Raw genomic sequence first — 18,541 nt, 5'->3', positions numbered from 1 at the left:
GCCCCTCGATCCCCGGTTTCCCCGCCACCACGCGGTCGCGGGCGCGAAACCGCACGGAATATAGGTTCCGGCTTTTCAGGGGGCAAAGGCGCGGGGGCGGGTCGCGATCAGGCCGTCTTGGCGGGTCGGATCCGGCGCAGGTGGGTCTCCCGGCAGGCCTCGGAACAGAAGAAGGCCTCCCCTCCCGCATCCCGCAGGACGAGGGCCCTGGCCCTGGGGAGGAAGGTGCCGCAAACCCGGTCGCGCACGAGCGCCCCCTCGAAGCGCGGCGCCCCCGGGTGGACCCCCGCTCGGGTCCCGGCCGACGGACGCCGGCCGGAGCGAAGTGCGGCGCGGAGCAGCGCCGCGAGGCCGAGGAACGCCAGCAGCGCGAGGAGCCTGCGGATCATCGTGCGCGTCCCTCGACGGCCGTGCGCAGGGACGCGAGGTTGGGGGCCTGCGGGTTGACCTGCTCGAGCCGCGTCAGCGCCTCGCGCGCCCTCGGAAGATCGCCGACCTGCAGCCCCACGACGACGGTGTTGTAGAGCGACTGCCAGTGCGAGGCGCTCGCCTTCGACGCCCGCCCGAACAGGTCGAGCGCCTTGTCGAACGCCTTGAGCTCCTGATGGCAGATCCCGAGATCGGTGAGGAGGTCCGGATCGCCCGGCCGGATCTCGAGGGCCCGCTCGTAGAACGGGATCGCCTGCTGCCACATCCCCGCGTCGTGGTGCAGATGCGCGAGCTGCATCGCGGCGTCGAGGTCCTTCGGGTCGTCCTGCAGCCGCTTCTTGAGCGTGTTGACGACCTGGACCATCGGCGCGCCCCCCCCTGCGGAGGGGGCCGCGGGCGGCGGCATCGTCATCGGCGGGGCGCCCCCCATCGCGCTCGGGCCCATGGGAGACGTCGAGTCCTCGCGCGGCTGCGCCGCCGGGGTCCCGGGACGCGCGTACCAGGCGTGGTAGCCGCCGAATCCCAACGCGATGCCGAGGACGAGGCCTCCGGCGAGGAACGCGACCTGCTCTTGCTTCAATGCATCGACTCCGCCGGGGCACGCTACCGGATGGCCCATGGAGCGTCAAGGCGCACCGACCCCGCTGGTACACTCGCCGCCGATGGACGTTCCCAACCTCTTCGGCCTCGAACGATCCGGCCTCGAGGCCTTCTTCGTGGAGCGCGGCGCCCCGAGGTTCCACGGCTCCCAGGCCTACCGCTGGATGTACGCGCGGCGGGTGCTCGACCCGCGCCTCTGGACCGACCTGTCGAAGGCCCTGCGGGAGACGCTCGCCTCGGAGGCGCGTGTCGATCGCGGGACGATCGTCGGCCGCGCGGAGGCCGCCGACGGCACCGTGAAGTACCGGATCGACCTTCCCGGCGGCGGCACGGTCGAGTCGGTGTTCATGCTCCAGCGCGAGCGCGTGACGATGTGCATCTCGAGTCAGGTCGGGTGCGCCCTCGCGTGCGACTTCTGCCTGACCGGCAAGATGGGGCTGAAGCGCCACCTCACCCCCGGCGAGATCGTCGGCCAGGTCACGCTGCTCCAGGACGACCGGGACCTCGGCGATACGCCGTTCAACCTCGTGTTCATGGGGATGGGCGAGCCGCTGCACAACTACGACGGCGTTCTCGGCGCCTTCCGGATCCTCACCGACCCCGAGGGGCTCGGGATGTCGCGCCGGCGCATCACCGTCTCGACGTCGGGGCTCGTCCCCGAGATCGAGCGGCTCTCCCGCGAGCCGGCGCGGCCGCGCCTGGCGGTCTCGCTCAACGCGACGACCGATGCGGTGCGCGAGCGGCTCATGCCGGTGAACAAGCGCTGGCCGATCGCGACCCTGCTCGCGGCGTGCCGCGCCTGGGCGAAGACGACGGGCGAGCCGTTCACCCTCGAGTACGTCCTCCTCGAGGGGGTCAACGACACGGACGCGGACGTGGCGCGCCTCGAGAAGCTGCTTCGCGCGAATCCGGCGAAGCTGAACCTCATCCCCTTCAACGCGGTTCCGGGGTGGCTCGAGTACAAGCCCCCCTCGCGCGAGCGGATCGTCGCGATCCGCGACCGCCTGCTCGCGAAGGACCTGCGGGTGAGCATCCGCTGGAGCCGTGGGGCGGACGCCCGCGCCGCGTGCGGCCAGCTGGCGATCCTCGGAGAACGGCCATGATCGAGCTCGACGGCAGGAACGTCCTCGTCACCGGAGCCGCGCGCGGCATCGGGCGCGCGTGCGCCCTCGCCTTCGCGCGTGCCGGGGCGCGCGTCGCGGTGAACTACCGCGTCGAGTCCCCCAGCGCCGCCCTCGTCGTGGAGGAGATCGAGCGCCTCGGGGGCGAGGCGTTCGCCCTCGCCGCGGACGTCTCCCGCCGCGACGAGGCGGAGATGCTCGTCAACGAGACCGTCTCCAAGTTCGGGAGCGTCGACATCCTGGTGAACAACGCGGGCATCTGGCGCAGCTCCCCGATCGAGGAGATGAGCGACGGCGAGTGGCGCGAGATGATGGACATCAACCTCACGGGGACCTTCCACTGCATCCGCGAGGCGGTCCCGCACATGAAGGAGGCGGGGTACGGGCGGATCGTCAACATCGCCTCGACCGCCGGCCAGCGCGGGGAGGCGTTCTGCTCGCACTACGCCGCGAGCAAGGGGGCGATCATCTCCCTCACGAAATCGCTCGCCGCCGAGCTTGCGACCTCGGGGATCCTCGTGAACTGCGTCGCCCCGGGGTGGGTCGTCACCGACATGACCCGCGACGACCTCCTCGGCCCCCGCGGCCACGACATCCTGAAATCGATCCCTCTCGGCCGGGTGGGAACCCCCGAGGAGATCGCCGGGGCGGTCCTCTTCCTCGCGTCGGACCTCGCGACGTTCATCACCGGCGAGATCCTCAACGTCAACGGCGGCGCCGTCCTGATCGGCTAGAAAAGGGGTCAGACCCCTTTTTCTTACAGAGCCGGATTCTGAAGGAAAAAGGGGCCTGACCCCTTTTCACCCTTTCAGTGCGCCAGGCCCCGGAGCCGCTCCACCGCCGCACGGAGCGTCTCGAGCTTCTTGGGGAACGCGAAGCGCACGAGCGACCGGCCTCGCGACGGCTCCCGGAAGAACGACGAGCCCGGCACCGGAGCGACCCCGACCTCCGCAACCATCTTCCGGGCGAAGGCGACGTCGTCGCTCACGCCGAACGCCGACGCGTCGGCCAGGATGTAATAGGCGCCGCCCGGCGGCGTGCAGTGGAACCCCGCGTCGAGCAGGCCGGCGACGAGCACGTCCCGCCGCTCGCGGTACTCCACCGCCAGCTTCGCGTAGTACGCCTCCTCCATCCCCAGCGCGACGACCCCCGCTTCCTGGAGGGGCGCCGCGGCCCCCACGGTCAGGAAGTCGTGGACCTTGCGAATCCCCGCGGTCAGCTCGGGGGAGGCGATCGCCCATCCCACGCGCCATCCGGTCACCGAGTAGGTCTTCGACAACGCGTTGATCGTGACCGTGCGGTCCTCCATCCCCTCGAGGGTGGCGATCGGCACGTGCCGCGCGCCGTCGTAGAGGATGTGCTCGTAGATCTCGTCGGAGAAGCAGACGACGTCCCACTTGCGGCAGAGGGCGGCGATCGCCTCGAGCTCCTCGGGGGTGAAGACCTTCCCCGTCGGGTTGTTGGGGGTGTTGAGGATGATCCCCCGCGTCTTGGAGTTGAACGCGGCGGCGAGCTCCTCGGGGTCGAACGACCAGTCGGGGGCCCGCAGCGGCACGAACCGCGGAACCGCCCCCGCGAGGATCGCGTCCGGGCCGTAGTTCTCGTAGAACGGCTCGAAGACGACGACCTCGTCCCCGGGATCGACGATCGCGAGAATCGACGCGATCATCGCCTCGGTCGCCCCGCAGGTGACGGTGACCTGCCGCTCCGGATCGACCTCCATCCCGTAGAGCCGCTCCGCCTTCGCCGCGATCGCCCCCCGCAGTCCCGCGCTCCCCCACGTGATCGCGTACTGGTTCAGGTCGTCCGCGATCGCACGCCGCGCGGCCTCCTTGATCGCCTCGGGGGCGCCGAAGTCCGGGAACCCCTGCGCGAGGTTGATCGCCCCGTGCGCGCGGGCGAGGCGGGTCATCTCCCGGATGACCGATTCGGAGAAGCCCTTGGCCTTGTTCGAGAGATCGAGCACCGACGCCTCCACGGGAAACCGGGAAAGTCTAGCGGAACGGGAGCGCGCCCGTCGGCCTCGATGCCGTCGCGCCATCGGCGAAGTTCGGCAGAGCCACGCCCGCCCGACGTCCGTACAATCCCCGACGAGGGGAACGTGGCGGATCCGACGCCCACGCCGTCCGACAACAAACGTCTGCTCCGCCTGCCCTCGCTCGCGGACGGGGCGATCTTCGCCTCGCGTTACGAGATCGTCGGCCCCATCGGCTCCGGCGGCGCCGGGGAGGTCTTCGAGGCCTTCGACCGGGTCGCGCAGCAGCGCGTCGCGCTGAAGGTCCTGTTCCCCGGCGCGGGCACGCGCGACGTCGAGCGCCTTCGGCGCGAGCTGCGCGTCGTGCGCGCGCTTCAGCATCCCGGCATCGTCCGCCTCTACGACATCGGCGAGGCCGAAGGGCTCTTCTACGTCGTCTCCGAGCTCCTCGAAGGGGAGAATCTCGCGCAGCGCCTGCGCGCGCGCAGGCGCCTTCCCGCCGACGAGGCGGAGCGGATCCTCCGCGACGTCCTGGACGCGCTCGGCCACGCGCACGCCCGGGGAATCGTCCACCGCGACGTGAAGCCCGCGAACATCTTCCTCGCCAAGCGGCACGACGGGGCGCTCGAGCGGGTCGTGCTCCTCGACTTCGGCCTCGCCCGCCAGGCCGACACCCCCGGGCTCACCGCGACGGGCCGGTTCGTCGGGACCCCCGAATACACCTCCCCCGAACAGGCGCGCGGCGACCGGACCTTCCGCCCCGCGACCGACCTCTACGCCGTCGGCGTCACCCTGTGGGAGATGCTCGCGGGAGCCCCCCCGTTCCTCGGCACCTCCGACCTCGATCTCCTCAACGCGCACCTGTCGCGCCCTCTCCCGGTGATGCCCCCCGGCGTCTCCGCCGCGCCGTCGCGCCTGCGCGCCCTGCTCGTGCGCCTGCTCGAGAAGAACCCCGACCGCCGTCCCGCCGACGCGCACGCGGCGCTGGCCGAGCTGCTCCGCGGGAGGGCGGGGAGGCTTCGCACCCTCCTCGGCGCGCGGCTGGCGACCGAGCTCGCCCACCGGCGCTGGGCGCGGATCGGCGGCGCGGTCGCCTCCGTCTCGATCGCGCTGCTCGCCGCCGGGGCCTGGCTCGCGACGCCGGTCGCCGTGGAGACCGACGTCGACCGGATCGCGTGGATCACCCGCGCCGGCTTCCGGATCCGCTCGGAGGCGTTCGACGCGCGGGTCTCGGGAGCCGTCCTCCTGTCCGAGGGGCGGCCCTTCAATCCGACCGCCCTGGTCCTGCTGCACTGGCCGGAGCCGCTCCCGCGCGTCGTCCCGGTCCCGCGCGAGTACCCTTCGCGGCTCGTGCGCGTGGATTGGCTCGGCGGGGGGAGACGGCCGTTCTGGGACGCCGACGCGCAACACGAGATCCTCGGGCGCGGCGCCTACCCGTTCCAGTCGGAGTTCTACCTCCCCAAGCGACTGCTCCACGTTCCCGCCGACGCCAACGGCGGCGATGCGGCGCTGGTGGTCGAGGTGTCGCACGCGGGCGAGTACCCGTCGCGGGTCCTCACCCAGCCCGCCCGCGCGGGTGCGGCCGTGGGCGGATACGAGCACCCCGGGCAGACCGATCACGTCGCGATCCTCCCCGCGGCCGGGGAGCGACCCGCGCTCGCGGTCTTCGTGGCGTGGAACAACCTGCTGGGTCCGCGCCCCGTCGCGTTCGCGCTGCCGTTGCGCGGGGACGTCCACGGCCAGGCGCCCCCCTACACGGCGGGCGGCCGGCTGGCGGACCCGTCCTCGTATTACCTCCCGCTCCCCTACGACCGGAAGATCCACTCCGAGCTTCGGCTCGACGGCGCAACCGCGCGCGTCCGGATCTCAGGCGGACGCGAGTATCGCTTCGACGCCGCGCGCGGCATCCCCCTCGACGCGGCGGACCGCGGAGGGCTCGACCCCGAGGCGTGGGACGCGCGGCGTCGCGCGGTGTTCCAGGCGCTCTACCGCGCGCAGGCGGAGGCGCAGATGGGGCATCCGGACGCGGCGGCCGCGATCGTCGGCCAGGCGGCCGCCGGCGGAACGGGGGGGGCCGCGCTCAACGCGCTCGCGTGGTACTGGACGGCGATCTTCCACCTGAAGGCCGGCGCACCCCCGGCGGCGCTCGTCGCGCTCGACTCGGCCCTGGCGCTCGAGCCGGACGCCGCGCGGATGCTCCTGCTGCGCGCCGAGACGCAGATCCGGCTGGGCGACCGCGCCGCCGCGCGCGCCACGCTGCGCGAGTTCTGGGCGACCGCGTCGCCGGAGATGTACCGCTACGAGTGGATGCTGCTGTGCTGGCTCGCCGGAGACGACGTGCCGCTGGCGGCGGCGCTCGGGGAGTTCGCGTCGCAGCCGCGCCACACGTGGGGGGCGCAGATCCGGCTGGCGCACGCCGTCCTGTTCGGCGACCCGCGCGACGCCCGCGCCGTCGACGCGGAGGACGCGTTCCACCGCGACGAGTTCGAATACTGGACGGCCCGCGCGTGGCTCGAGGGTCCCGACCCCGATCCGGCGAAGGCCCTCGAGGGGATCGCGCGCGGCCGCACGTCGTACCGCAGCGGGATCGTCGTTCCGTGGAACGCCCTCGAGGCGCGCGCGCGACGCCTCGCGGACCCGTCCTGGCGCCCGTCGCCGGCGCAGCTCGCCGCGATCGAGCGCGAGCGGCGCGAGATGGCGAACTGGTCCTACCGCGGAACCGAGGCGCTTGTGATGGGTAAATGGGGACAGCAACCTATTTCGCAACTGGGGACAGTCACCGTATTTCCCCAAACCCGAAGCGCACGCGACGGACTTGCGGAAATACGGTGACTGTCCCCAGTTGCGAAATAGGTTGCTGTCCCCATTTACCCCAGCAGGTTCTTGAGGAACTCCTCGTTGGTCGGGTAACGCCCCACGCGCTCGACGAGCAGCTGCATCGCCTCCTGCGCGCGCAGGGGGGCGAGGGCGCGCCGTAGCAGGGTGACGCGCGGGAACTCGTCGGCGCCGTAGAGCTTCTCTTCCTTGCGGGTCCCGCTCGACGAAATGTCGATCGCGGGGAAAATGCGCCGCTCGAACAGCCCGCGGTCCATGACGATCTCGGTGTTCCCGGTCCCCTTGAACTCCTGGAAGATCACGTCGTCCATCCGCGAGCCCGTGTCCACGAGCGCGGTGCCGATGACGGTGAGCGACCCGCCCTGCACGCACTTGCGTGCCGCGCCGAAGAAGCGCCGCGGCTTCTCCATCGTCCGCGCGTCGATGCCGCCGGACAACACGCGCCCGGAGCTTTTCTGCTCGTTGTTGTAGGCGCGCGACAGCCGCGTGATCGAGTCGAGAAGCAACACGACGTCGCGGCCGCACTCGACCAGGCGCTTGGCCCGCTCGAGGACGATCTCCGCGACCGCCACGTGCGTGCGCGCCATCTCGTCCGACGAGGACGCCACGACCTCGCCCCGCACGCTGCGGCGCATGTCGGTGACCTCCTCGGGGCGCTCGTCCACGAGCAGCACGATGAGGTGGATCTCGGGGTGGTTGACGGTGATCGCCTTCGCCATCCGCTGCATCAGGACGGTCTTTCCGGCCTTGGGCGGGGCGACGATCAGGCAGCGCTGCCCCTTGCCGATCGGGGCGATGAGGTCCACGACCCGCGTGGAGAGGTCCGCCGGGTCGTTCTCGAGGCGGATGCGCTCGGTCGGGTCCTCGGCGACGAGGTTCTTGAAAGGCGTGCGCGAGGCCCACGCCGCGGGATCGGTGCCGTTCACCTCGCGGATCGTCGCGAGGACCGGCGAGCGGCCGGGGCGGTCGGGCGGGTGGGCGAGGCCGGTCAGCTCGACGCCGGTCTCGAAGGCGCTCGCGGCGACGATCTCGCGCGGCACCCACGGATCACCGGGCTCGGGGTTGTAGTCGTTGGCCGCCTGCCTCAGGAAGCCGCTGCCGTCCTGCAGGATCTGGAGGACGCCGCGGACCTCGACATCGGGCTCGCCGGCGGGAAGCACCGCGACGGCGGGGCGTCCCTGCGTCTGCGGCTGGCCGCCGTTCCCGGGCATGGCCGGCCGCGGCGCGCCGCCGCCGAACCCGCCGCGCCGGCGGCGTCCCCGCCGTCGCGCTCCGCCGCCCCCCGCCCCCGGATTCCACGCGGGACCGGCGAGCTCGTGGACGACCCCCGAGGGGGGTCCGTTCTCGAAGTTCGGCGCCACCGAGGGCTGGCCTTCGCGCGAGCCGAACCGGCGACGACGACGGCGACGACGCCCGCCCCCTCCGCCGTTGCCCCCCGCGTTTCCACCGCCGCCCGCGAACTCACCCATGCCTTGCTCCTGAACTCGCGTCTCCCCGGGCCAGACGCGCGATCTCCGCGCCGAACAACCCCATCAGGACCGGAGAGGGGGCCAGGAGCTCCCCCGCCGGCGTCGTCACGATCTCCCAGCGCGTTCCGTCGAACGTCGCCGCCAGATAGGCGCCGACGACCTCGTCGCCGTGCAGCTCGACCCGCGGCGGAGCGAGCGACCGGATCCGGATCCGGAACAGCCGACCGTCCTCGAGGAGGAGCGTCGGCGCGCTCTCGAAGCCGCGGGGACGGCTCGTCCGGCCCCGCTCGCGCCTCTCCCCCGAGCTCGTCTCCCACCACACGAAGCCGCCGTCGTCGCCGCGGCGATCCTCGATCGTCCAGTTCGTGCCGGCACCCGCGTCGATGCGGAATCCTTCGGGCGTGCGCACGACATCCAGCGTGCGGCCGCCGTCGGTCCATCGGAAGGATCCGTCGAGTCGCGGCGCCAGGATCGTCTTCGACGCGTCCGGCAAGCCGCTTCCGCCCCATCTCGGGCCGGCGCCGCCGCCCCTACGGCGGGCTCGCGGCGCGAAAGATCGGAGGCCAAACTATACACCTCGCCGCCAGAATGGCCAGCACTCCCCGGCGCGGGGTCAGCGGACGACGCTGCGGGCCTCCATGCGGACGAGCTCGTTCCCATCGCTCGCCGCCCCCTCGATCCCCGCCCGCGCCTCGTCGCTCTTCACCGTCGCGAGCGCGCGGACCGCCTCGAACCGCACCCGCGGCTCGGGGTCGAGTTGGAGGGTGCGGAGCAGCGCCGGAACCGCGGGTCCCGCGTCCACCCCCGCGAGCGCCCGCGCCGTCGCCTCGCGCACGCCGGGGTCGGCGTCCGCCAGTCCGGGGGCGAGCCGAGCCGCCGCCTCCCCGCCCCCGATCGCCCCGAGCGACACCGCCGCGCGGCGACGGGCGCCGACCGAAGGGTCCGAGACGAGCATCCTGCCCAGCTCCTCCCCGGTGCGCTCCAGCTTCAGGTCGCCCGCGAGCTTGATCGCCGTCGAGCGCACGGTGACGTCCGGGTCCGCGAGCGCCCGCTGGATCCGCTCCGCGGCCCGCTCCCGCGCCCCGTCGGCCAGGGCGGCGAGCGCGAAGGCCCGAACGTCGGGGCTCGCGTCGCCGCAAAGCGCCGCCAGCCGCTCCATCGAGGCGGAGTCCCCTCGCTCTCGAAGCGCTTCGACCTCCCGAAGCGCGCGATCCGCGTCCTTGCCGCACCCGGCGCCGAATCCCGCCAACGCGGACAACATCCCAACCAAAATCCACGTTCTCATATTTGCTCAATTCAGTCGGAATCGTCGGCCTATGTGTTTATGCAGATACAAAATATCGCCATTGAAATGCATCTCACGCGTTCGTATCTATTCGAGCGTAGACACAACGCAGAGGTGATTCGATGCCGATCCTCTCCGCTGAGAACCAATTCCGCAAGGGCCTCCAGTCGCTCGTGGATGGGGACTGTGCGGCCGCCGCCGGGTTCTTCCACGCGGCCATCCAGGTCGAACGCCAGCGCGCGGTTGCCCGACCGCAGATGCGCTACCTCTCCTATTACGGCCTCGCGCTGGCCCAGGCGAACGGCGCCTCCCCGGAGGCGATCCGCGCCTGCGAGGCGGCGGCGCGGCGCGACTTCTTCAACCCCGACCTGCTGCTCAACCTCGGGCGGGTGTACGTCCTCGCGGGGAAGACCACCCGGGCGCTCGCGACCTTCGAGCAGGGGCTGCGCCTCGCCCCGAGCCATCCCGCGCTCCGTGCGGAGCTGTCCAAGTTCGATCGCCGCCAGGCCCCGCCGGTCAGTTTCCTTCCGCGCAACCACTCGGTCAATCGCTTCCTCGGCCGGGTGCGCGCCTCGATGCGCCAGCGGACCTCGGGGAATCTGGCTCCTTCGCGTTCCTCGTCCTCCTGATTCGCGCTCCTCTCCTCCTCCTCCCTTCCGCGCGTGGGCGGCGACGAAAGTCGCCGCCCCTTTTTTTTCCGCGTGACCGCAAGGGGGGCGATCCCACGCTCCTACCTCCGCCGCTGCAGCCTCATCCCGACGTAACGCTGCGCCGCGAGGGCGGCGCGCGGGAGCGGCTCGCCTCGCGCGAGCGCGCCGGCGAGCGCGGCGGCGTGCGCACCCGCCAGCCCGTCGACGCGCGGAACGTGCAGGCGCGTCGCGTCGAAGGCGGCGACCTCCCCGTTCTCGACCAGCAGGTCGAGGATCCTCCCCTGCCTCACGACCCCCGTCACGAGCACCGCGCGGATCCCCTGCGCCGCGACCCGCTTCGCCCCCTCGACGAACCCCGAGGGATCGTCGTCGTGGGCGCCGGCGAATACGGCGAGCTCCCCCGCGCGCAGCACGAGGACGTGCGCGAGCGGGAACAGGCGCTCGCGCCACGCCGCGATCGCCCCCTCGTCGAGCAGGCGACGCCCCGCCGCGCGCACGACCGGGGCGAGCACGACGTGCGGCGCGCCGTGGAGCTGCAGCAGCCCGGCGATCTCGCGCGCCTGATCGGCGTCGCGCAGGATCCCGATCCGCACCGCGGCCGGGTGCTCGGCGGCGACGAGCGGCCAGATCCGGGCGAGCCATCCCGCGGGAACCCCTTCGAAGATCCCGTCGCGCCCCTCGGCGACGCCGAAGACCGCGGTCGGCACCGCGAGCGCGCGGCACCCGATCTCGTCGAGGACGATCGCGTCCGCCGCGACGCCGTCGATCCCCGCGGGATCGATCGAGGTCGCCGAGACGACGGCCGGAAGGGCGCTCATTCGGGATCCGGCGCGGCCCGCGCCCCCCGTACCGACCTCCAGAGCTCCGCCCCCGCGCGCAGCGCGACCCAGAGGTTGAGCGCCCCCAGTCCGCTCACGAGCCCGCGAAGCCACCCCGAGCGCGCGATCCCCGCCCAGTGCGTCGGGGAGAGCACGAGCGCCAGGTTGTCCCACAGCGGCGACCACGGAGCGGCGAGGAGGAACACCCCCACGAGGCCGAAGACGTACGCGTGCAGCGCGGCACGGAGCGTCGAACCCAAGAGGCCTCCAGGGCGAATAGGAGCCGGCATGGTACCACCCGCCGACCCTGCCCTAAGATGGCGCGCTTATCGGGAGGACGCCCGTGAAACCCGTACCCCTGCTCGACCTGAAGCCCCAGCTCGCCGCGATCAAGGAGGACGTCTACAAGGTCCTCCACGACGTCGTGGACTCGCAGTACTTCATCCTCGGCCCGAACGTCGAGGCCTTCGAGAAGGAGGCGGCGGCCTTCCTCGGCGCGCGCCACGCGATCGGGTGCGCGTCGGGAACCGACGCGCTGATCCTGTCGCTCAACGCCCTCGGCGTGCGCGGCGGCGACGAGGTCGTGACGACCCCCTTCTCGTTCTTCGCCTCCGCGTCGTGCGCCGCGCTCCTCGGGGCGAAGCCGGTCTTCGCCGACGTCGACCCGAGGACCTTCAACCTCGATCCGGCCTCCCTCGAAGCCTCGATCACCCCGAAGACCAAGGCGATCGTCGCCGTCCACCTCTTCGGCCAGTGCGCCGACATGGACGCGATCCTCGAGATCGGCGAGCGCCGCGGCCTTCCGGTCGTCGAGGACGCCTGCCAGTCGATGAGCGCGACCTTCGAGTCGAAGCGCCTTTCCGGCCGTTTCGAGGCCGGCGCGATGGGGACCTTCGGGACGTTCTCGTTCTTCCCCTCGAAGAACCTCGGCGCCTTCGGCGACGGCGGCCTCGTCACCACCAACGACGACCGCCTGGCCGCCGTCATCCGGCAGACCCGCGTGCACGGCGAACGCGTGCGTTACCACCACGAGATCATGGGTTGGAACTCGCGCCTCGACGCCCTCCAGGCGGCGGTCCTGCGCGTCAAGCTCCCGCACCTGCGCGCCTGGTCGGAAGGACGCCGCCGCAACGCCGACCTCTACGACCGCCTCTTCCGCGCCTCCGGCCTCGTCGAGCGCGGCGCGATCACGCTCCCCCATCGCGACCCGCGCTGCGGGCACATCTTCAATCAGTACACGCTGCGCGTTCGCGACCGCGACGCCCTCGGCGCGTTCCTGAAGGACAGGCAGATCGGCTGGGCGATCTACTACCCGATCCCGCTCCACCTGCAGGAGTGTTTCGCTTCGCTGGGCTACCGGCCGGGGGATCTCCCCGTCGCCGAGAAGGCCGCCGCGGAAGTGATCTCGCTCCCGATCTTCCCCGAGCTCTCGACCGAGCAGATCGAGACGGTGGCCGCGGCGGTCGCGGAGTTCTATTCGAAGGGCTGAACGAGGCGGAGGGTCGCTCGACCCTTCGCTCACGCCCGCGTTTCGCGAAGCGCGAAACGCGGTTACTGGGTCGATCCGTATTCAGGACGGCTCGTCCCAGGTAACCGCGTTCAGCGCGAAGCGATGAACGCGGGTGGGGACGAAGGGTCCAGCGAGAGCTACGCCACCCCCTCGAAGATCTCCGACTTCTTGAACAACGAGTAGAACGGGTATTTGGCGAGCGCCTCGGCCCCTCCCTGCTCGCGGTCCACGATGCAGATCACGGCGGCGACGGTGTGCCCCGCCGCCTCGGCCGCCTCGATCGCCTTCAGCGTCGACCCGGCGGTCGTGACCACGTCGTCCACGATGACGACCCGCGAGTTCGGCTCGAGCGCCCCTTCGATCTGCCGGGCGGTCCCGTGCTCTTTCGCCTCCTTGCGGACGATGAACGCCCGGAGCGCCGGCCCCTCCTTGTGGCTGAGCGCCGCGACCGGGCAGACGATCGGGTCCGCGCCGAGGGTGAGGCCGCCGATCGCCTGGGCGTCGATCTTCTCCCGGCGGACCACCTCCAGGACCGCGCGGGCGGTCAGCCACGCCCCCTCCGGGAGGAGGGTCGTCTTCTTGGAGTCGAAGTAGAAAGTGCTGCGCTTGCCGGAAGCGAGGACGAAGTCCCCGAACATCAGCGAGTGCGTTTTCAGAAGTTCCCGGAGACGTTCGCGCTCGTTCGACATGGTTCGTGCTCCTCGAAAACGAAGGCGCCAAGGTACCTCGGACCCCGCCCGGCCGCCTCGATTGTCCGTTTGACCGGTGTCACGGTTCCGTCAAGGGGGAAATCTTGCAAATAGCTTGACCGGCCGGGCCCCCTTTCCTAGTATTGCGCCACGTTTTCGGCGCCCTAGGGGGGCCCGCCCCCAAAACAGGAGGTAGTTGGAATGAATCGGCCAGCGTGGTTTCGCGGAATCGCAGGCCTACTCAGCGTGATGCTCATGGGCGGAACGGGCGCTTTCGCATCCCCCGCCCCCGCTTCCCTCCAAGGCACGGTCACCGTGCAGGGTGGCACGCAGCCGATCGCGGGTGCGGTGGTCCTCGTCGGGAACCCCAAGGACGGCTCGGTCGTCCCCTCGGGGCCGGCGGACGCCGAAGGGCGCTTCTCGATCGGAAACCTCGCCCCCGCGACCTACCAGCTGGCGGTCCGCGAGGGGGAGAAGCTCTGGGTCGTCGACGCGCCGGTCACGCTCGCTCCCGGCCAGGTCCGCGACGTCACCGTCGGGATCAACCCGCAGCAGGCCCCCGGTCCCGACACCGCGGCCGCCGAGGCGGACAAGGACAAGATGACCTTCTGGAACAACCCGCTGACGGCGAGCCTCATCGTCGTCGGCGCCGCAGTCCTCGTCGGGTTCGCGATCGACGCGGCCACGGACGACGACGACCCCACGCCGGTTTCGCCGAGCAATTAGTTCCAAGGAGCGAACGATGACCTCCCGATCCCCCTTCGTCGCCTTCGTCCTCGTCGTCGCCACCGTCGCCGCCTCGCACCCCGCGATCGCGGCCGCCCCCGCCCTTCTCGAGGGCTCCGTCGTCGCCGACGCCGCGCTCACCGGCGCCCGCGTCGAGCTCGCCGACCGCGCGGGCGCGGTCGTCGCGACCGCCCCGGTCACCGACCAGGGGACCTTCCAGCTCGAATCGATCCCCGCGGGGACGTACCGCCTGGCGGTCACGACCCCGAAGGGCGCGTACGCCGCCGGCTCGACGCTGACCCTCGCGGCGGGCAGCCGGCAGAACGTCCAGATCGCCGTCAAGCAGGGCGGGACGGGCGGCGCCTCGGGCTCCGGCTCGTTCTGGTCCACCTCCTGGGGGAAGTTCACCGGCGTCGCCCTCGTCGCGGGGACCGCGCTCGGCGCCATCATGCTCATGGACGACGACGAGGAGACCACGCCCCCGGCCCCGGCCTCGCCGTCGGAACCGCTGGGGAAGTGAGCTAGAGTCTCCGCGCCCGACGTCGCACCTTTCGGCCCGGGACGCGGAGCGTTCCGGGCCGTTTTCGTCTGGGAGGATCGTTGAGCTCGCACGCTGCCGATGGATCGGCCAACGACCCGACGCTTCGCCGCCGAGGGCTCGAGTACTGGTCCGTCCTGCTCCAGCGACGCTGGGTCGTCCTCGCGTCGGTCGCGGTGGTCGTCGCCACCACGATGATCGCGACCTTCTTCGCGGAGCCGGAGTTCGAGGCGACCACCACCCTCCAGATCGACCGCCAGGGCCCGGACATCCTGACGTTCCGGGACGTGGTCGGCGTCGACCCGTCGTACGCGGCGTACCAGGACTTCTACCAGACGCAGTACCGGATCCTCGAGAGCCGCAGCGTCCTGCGCCTTGCCGCCGAGCGCCTCGACCTTCCGAACCTCCCGTCGTTCGCCACGCGCCGGCCTTCCCCGATCGCCCGCTTCGTCGCGTGGCTGAAGAGCCCGCTCGGGGACGACGACGCGACCGCCGCGGACCCGCTGCTCCCGTCGATCCGTTTCCTCGAGGCGCGGATGCGCGTCCGCCCCGTCCGCAACAGCCAGCTCGTGCAGCTGATCTTCACCGATCGCGACCCCGTGCTCGCCCGCGACGCCGCGAACGCGGTCGCGGAGGCCTACCTCCAGTTCAACTACGACAAGCGCTACGGCACGGCGGCGATCGCGCGGGAGTTCCTCACGAAGGAGGTCGCGCGCGTCCAGGGGGAGATCGGCGACCTCGAGCGCCGCCTGCAGGAGTACAGCACCAAGAAGGAGCTGCTCTCCCTCTCCCAGGGAACCGAGGACATCAGCCAGCAGGCGCTCGCCTCGATGAACGAGAGCTTCGTCCAGGCGCGCACGCGCCTGGCGATCGCGCGGGCCCGCTGGGAGTCGGTCCGCAACGCCCCCCCCGAGTCCCTCCCCGAGGTGCTCAACAGCCCGCTGATCCAGCACCTCCGCCAGCAATACGCGGAGATCGAGCGCAAGCACACGCTTTTGGCCGAGCGGTTCCTCCCAGGCTGGCCCGCGCTCCAGGAGCTCGAAGGCGAGCTCGCGCAGGCCCGCGAGCGGCTCGAGATCGAGCAGGCCGGGATCGCGCGCCAGGTCCGCGCGACCGCCGAGGCCGAATACGGGAAGGCCAGGGGCGAGGTCGAGGGGCTCGAGGCCCAGGTCGTGACCCAGAAGACCGAGGTCCAGCGGGTGAACCGCGCCGCGATCGAGTTCGCGAGCCTCAGGAGCGAGATCGACAACAAGCGCAAGGTGCTCGGCGATCTCGTCGCGCGTCAGAGCCAGACGCAGTCCTCCGAGCGCCTCAAGGACACGGGGACCAGCAACGTCCGCATCGTCGACCTCGCCGAGGTTCCCGAGCGCCCCGTGCGCCCGCGCAAGTCGGTCAACCTCGCGCTCGCCCTGCTCCTGGGGACCGCGCTGGGGGTCGGGATGGCGATCCTCCTCGACTACCTCGACAACGCCGTCAAGAGCGAGCTCGACATCCTCCGGGTGACGAAGCTCCCGGTCCTCGGCCACGTCCCCCGCTTCCGCTCGCTGCGCCTGGTCGAGGGCGACGCGCCGGCCCCGGACGACGAGCCGGCCCCCGCGACGATCGACCTCGCCAGCCACGCCGACCCGCGCTCGACCTTCGCCGAGGCCTTCAAGAACCTGCGCACCTCGATCCTCCTCGCCTCCCCCGAGCGCCCGCCCCGCCACATCGTCGTGACCTCGTGCGAGCCGCAGGACGGGAAGTCGACCGTCGCGACCAACCTCGCGATCGTCCTCACCCAGCAGGGGAAACGCGTGCTCCTCGTGGACGCCGACCTGCGCCGCCCGCGCCTGCACCGTTCCTTCGGCATCGGAAACGAAGCGGGGCTCTCCAACGTCCTCAGCGGGAACGCCGAGGCCGCCGAGGTCGTTCAGACGACCGAGGTCCCCGGCCTGAGCCTCGTGTGCAGCGGCCCCATCCCGCCGAACCCGTCGGAGCTGCTCGGCTCCCCCGCCCTCGCGACCTTCCTCCGCCACGCCGACGAGGACCTCGGCTTCGACCACGTGATCCTGGACACCCCGCCGATCGCCTCGGTCACCGACCCGGTCCTCCTGTCGTCCTCGCTCGACGCCACGATCGTCGTCGTCCGCGCGGGGAAGACCTCGCGGGAGGCCCTCGCCCACAGCGTCGAGCGCCTCAAGCACTCGAGGGCGCGGGTCGCCGGCGCCGTGCTCAACGCGATCACCGACGAGATCGGCTCGTATTACTACGGCCGCTACCGCTACGAGAGCGGCTCCGCGACGGAGAGCGACGCGCCGTCGACGTCGAAGCGGCTCTCCCGCCGCTTCCGCCGCCATGCCCGCAGCTCCGGCCGGACCTGAGCCGGTCCGGGCCGTCGAGACGACGCCGCCCGGCCCCGACCCGCTCGAGCGCCCCCGTTCGATCCTCCGCGCGGGGGTCCTTGCCCTCCTCGTCCTGACGCCGCTCCCCTTCGCGAGCGTTCACGCCGGGGCGGTCCTCGCGATCGAGATCGCCTCCGCCCTGCTCGGCGCGTTCGCGCTCGTCCTTTTCGCCAGGGACGCGGCGCCGCTCCCGCGCCCCGCGCTCCTCGTCCTCGCCTGCGCCCTGGGGATCGCGCTTGTCGGGGTGATCCAGCTGGCGCCGCTCCCGGCCCCGCTGGCCGCCTCCCTTGGGGCCCCGGGCGCCCCCGCGCGTGCGGCGATCGCCCCGTTCGTCCCCGAGGCCGCCCCCGAGTCCGCCCCGTGGAGCCTCAGCCCCGCGGACACGTCCGACGCCCTCGCGCGTTTCGTCGGCTACGTCGCCCTCGGCCTCGCCGCTGCGGTCGCCTTCCGCGAGCCGCGCCACCTCGCCGCCCTCGCGGTGACGCTCGTCCTGTGCGGCGTGTTCCAGGCGGTGTACGGCGGCGGGGAGTACCTGTCGGGGAGCAACCGGATCTTCGGGTACGAAAAGAAGCACTACGTGGACTGCGCGACCGGCACGTTCATCAACCGCAACCACTTCGCCGGCTACCTCGCCGCGATCCTCCCGTTCGCGTTCGCCCTGGCCGCCCGCGCGAAGGCGTCCGCCGACCCGAAGGACCCCTTCCGCGCGCGCGTGGCGTCCTGGGGCTGGATCGCCGCTGCCGCGCTGCTGTTCCTGGGGATCCTGCTGTCCCAATCGCGGGGCGGCCTCGCGGCGGCGCTGGCCGCGGTCGCGGCCTACGCGCTTCTCGCGCGGGCGGGACGACCGAGCCTGCGCCTCGTGCTCGCGACCCTCGCCATCCCCGCCGCGTTCCTGCTGTGGCGGGACACGCGGGTGCCGCTCGAGCGGGTCGCGGACCTGGATCAGGAGGTCGTCTCGACGTCGGGGCGCGCCGCGGTGTGGAAGACCTCGCTCGGCGTCGCGGCGCGCTTCCCCATCGTCGGGACCGGGCTCGGGACCTTCGAGGAGGCGTTCCGGTCGCTGGGGAGCCGGGACGTCGGAGCGCGGTACGACCATGCGCACAACGATCCGATTCAGGCGGGGGTGGAGGGGGGGGTGGTGAGTGCTCTCCTGTTGTTGAGCTTGGGCACCGCGACGTTTTCTCGCCGATCGACCGTACGTTTTGCGTCGCTACAGACCGCGCAATCCGCGACGCTCGCGTCCATCGCGGCGATCACCGTCCACTCGCTCGTGGACTTCGGTGTGCGGATTCCCGCCTTGGCCGTCCTTCTTGCCGTGGTGCTGGCCGTCGGAAACGCGCTTCCAAACGCAAGGCGCTGAAGGCCCGACCGCGAAGTTCAGTGCGCGCCGCGGGCCGAGACGACCGCCGGGATCGTCTTGGCGAGTATCTTCATGTCAAGTGCCAAGGACCAAGTATCGATGTAGCGAAGATCCAGTTTCATCCACTCGTCGAAGCCGATCTCGCTGCGTCCGGA

General features: G+C 71.7%; 18 protein-coding genes. 9 read left to right on the top strand and 9 right to left on the bottom strand.

The features are described 5' to 3' along the window. Positions 1–107: 107 nt before the first annotated feature. Both VF139_10590 and VF139_10585 read right to left on the bottom strand, forming a co-directional pair. Positions 108–389 carry a hypothetical protein gene (locus tag VF139_10590; GenBank protein HEX6851838.1) on the bottom strand — a complete coding sequence of 94 codons (282 nt, stop codon included), beginning with the start codon at positions 387–389 and terminating at the stop codon, positions 108–110. Then, positions 386–1,009: a tetratricopeptide repeat protein gene (locus VF139_10585; GenBank protein ID HEX6851837.1), complete on the bottom strand. Its 624-nt coding sequence runs from the start codon at positions 1,007–1,009 to the stop codon at positions 386–388. The genes VF139_10590 and VF139_10585 overlap by 4 nt, the downstream gene beginning before the upstream one ends. Positions 1,010–1,091: 82 nt before the next feature. On the opposite strand from VF139_10585, the gene rlmN reads away from it, so the two are divergent. Then, complete coding sequence (gene rlmN, locus VF139_10580) at positions 1,092–2,132, top strand: 23S rRNA (adenine(2503)-C(2))-methyltransferase RlmN (GenBank protein ID HEX6851836.1); 1,041 nt, start codon at positions 1,092–1,094, stop codon at positions 2,130–2,132. After that, positions 2,129–2,884 carry a 3-oxoacyl-ACP reductase family protein gene (locus VF139_10575; GenBank protein ID HEX6851835.1) on the top strand — a complete coding sequence of 252 codons (756 nt, stop codon included), beginning with the start codon at positions 2,129–2,131 and terminating at the stop codon, positions 2,882–2,884. Before rlmN ends, VF139_10575 begins: the two co-directional genes overlap by 4 nt. Positions 2,885–2,958: 74 nt before the next feature. On the opposite strand, the gene VF139_10570 is transcribed toward VF139_10575, so the two are convergent. Then, complete coding sequence (locus VF139_10570) at positions 2,959–4,116, bottom strand: aminotransferase class I/II-fold pyridoxal phosphate-dependent enzyme (protein HEX6851834.1); 1,158 nt, start codon at positions 4,114–4,116, stop codon at positions 2,959–2,961. 135 nt (positions 4,117–4,251) lie between these two features. On the opposite strand from VF139_10570, the gene VF139_10565 reads away from it, so the two are divergent. Continuing rightward, a complete protein-coding gene (locus tag VF139_10565) occupies positions 4,252–6,957 on the top strand; it encodes a protein kinase (protein ID HEX6851833.1) in 2,706 nt (901 codons plus the stop codon). 35 nt (positions 6,958–6,992) lie between these two features. On the opposite strand, the gene rho is transcribed toward VF139_10565, so the two are convergent. From rho to VF139_10550, 3 genes are all read right to left on the bottom strand, one after another. Further along, positions 6,993–8,429, bottom strand: coding sequence for a transcription termination factor Rho (gene rho, locus VF139_10560; GenBank protein HEX6851832.1), 1,437 nt, complete (start codon positions 8,427–8,429; stop codon positions 6,993–6,995). Beyond that, a complete protein-coding gene (locus tag VF139_10555; GenBank protein HEX6851831.1) occupies positions 8,422–8,922 on the bottom strand; it encodes a hypothetical protein in 501 nt (166 codons plus the stop codon). Before VF139_10555 ends, rho begins: the two co-directional genes overlap by 8 nt. A 120-nt stretch (positions 8,923–9,042) precedes the next feature. Further along, positions 9,043–9,690, bottom strand: a complete 648-nt coding sequence (locus tag VF139_10550; protein ID HEX6851830.1) for a HEAT repeat domain-containing protein — start codon at positions 9,688–9,690, stop codon at positions 9,043–9,045. Positions 9,691–9,836: 146 nt separating this feature from the next. Between VF139_10550 and VF139_10545 the strand changes: the two genes are divergently transcribed. Continuing rightward, on the top strand, positions 9,837–10,343 hold the full coding sequence (locus tag VF139_10545) for a tetratricopeptide repeat protein (protein ID HEX6851829.1): 507 nt from the start codon (positions 9,837–9,839) through the stop codon (positions 10,341–10,343). A gap of 101 nt (positions 10,344–10,444) precedes the next feature. Here VF139_10545 and VF139_10540 read toward each other — a convergent pair whose 3' ends face one another. After that, positions 10,445–11,182: a bifunctional hydroxymethylpyrimidine kinase/phosphomethylpyrimidine kinase gene (locus VF139_10540; protein ID HEX6851828.1), complete on the bottom strand. Its 738-nt coding sequence runs from the start codon at positions 11,180–11,182 to the stop codon at positions 10,445–10,447. Next, positions 11,179–11,442, bottom strand: coding sequence for a hypothetical protein (locus tag VF139_10535; GenBank protein HEX6851827.1), 264 nt, complete (start codon positions 11,440–11,442; stop codon positions 11,179–11,181). Before VF139_10535 ends, VF139_10540 begins: the two co-directional genes overlap by 4 nt. Before the next feature lie 83 nt (positions 11,443–11,525). Between VF139_10535 and VF139_10530 the strand changes: the two genes are divergently transcribed. Continuing rightward, positions 11,526–12,671, top strand: coding sequence for a DegT/DnrJ/EryC1/StrS family aminotransferase (locus tag VF139_10530; protein ID HEX6851826.1), 1,146 nt, complete (start codon positions 11,526–11,528; stop codon positions 12,669–12,671). A 158-nt stretch (positions 12,672–12,829) separates the two neighbouring features. Here the strand turns inward: VF139_10530 and pyrE are convergent, their stop codons facing one another. Next, the gene (gene pyrE, locus VF139_10525) at positions 12,830–13,381 is read right to left on the bottom strand and encodes an orotate phosphoribosyltransferase (GenBank protein HEX6851825.1); all 552 of its coding nucleotides are present in this window, start codon (positions 13,379–13,381) and stop codon (positions 12,830–12,832) included. A 201-nt stretch (positions 13,382–13,582) separates the two neighbouring features. Here pyrE and VF139_10520 point away from each other — a divergent pair, with 201 nt between their 5' ends. From VF139_10520 to VF139_10505, 4 genes are all read left to right on the top strand, one after another. Next, the gene (locus VF139_10520) at positions 13,583–14,107 is read left to right on the top strand and encodes a carboxypeptidase-like regulatory domain-containing protein (GenBank protein HEX6851824.1); all 525 of its coding nucleotides are present in this window, start codon (positions 13,583–13,585) and stop codon (positions 14,105–14,107) included. 16 nt (positions 14,108–14,123) lie between these two features. Further along, on the top strand, positions 14,124–14,627 hold the full coding sequence (locus VF139_10515) for a carboxypeptidase-like regulatory domain-containing protein (GenBank protein HEX6851823.1): 504 nt from the start codon (positions 14,124–14,126) through the stop codon (positions 14,625–14,627). An 80-nt stretch (positions 14,628–14,707) separates the two neighbouring features. Beyond that, entirely contained in the window at positions 14,708–17,005 is a 2,298-nt protein-coding gene (locus VF139_10510; protein HEX6851822.1) for a polysaccharide biosynthesis tyrosine autokinase, read from the top strand. Continuing rightward, a complete protein-coding gene (locus tag VF139_10505) occupies positions 16,980–18,386 on the top strand; it encodes an O-antigen ligase family protein (GenBank protein ID HEX6851821.1) in 1,407 nt (468 codons plus the stop codon). Before VF139_10510 ends, VF139_10505 begins: the two co-directional genes overlap by 26 nt. Positions 18,387–18,541 lie beyond the last annotated feature (155 nt).

It is taken from the genome of Candidatus Polarisedimenticolaceae bacterium (genome assembly GCA_036376135.1).
In the GTDB taxonomy this organism is placed as follows: domain Bacteria; phylum Acidobacteriota; class Polarisedimenticolia; order Polarisedimenticolales; family DASRJG01; genus DASVAW01.
The sequence above is the reverse complement of the archived record's forward strand: the minus strand, read 5'-3'. Positions and strand labels throughout refer to the sequence as shown.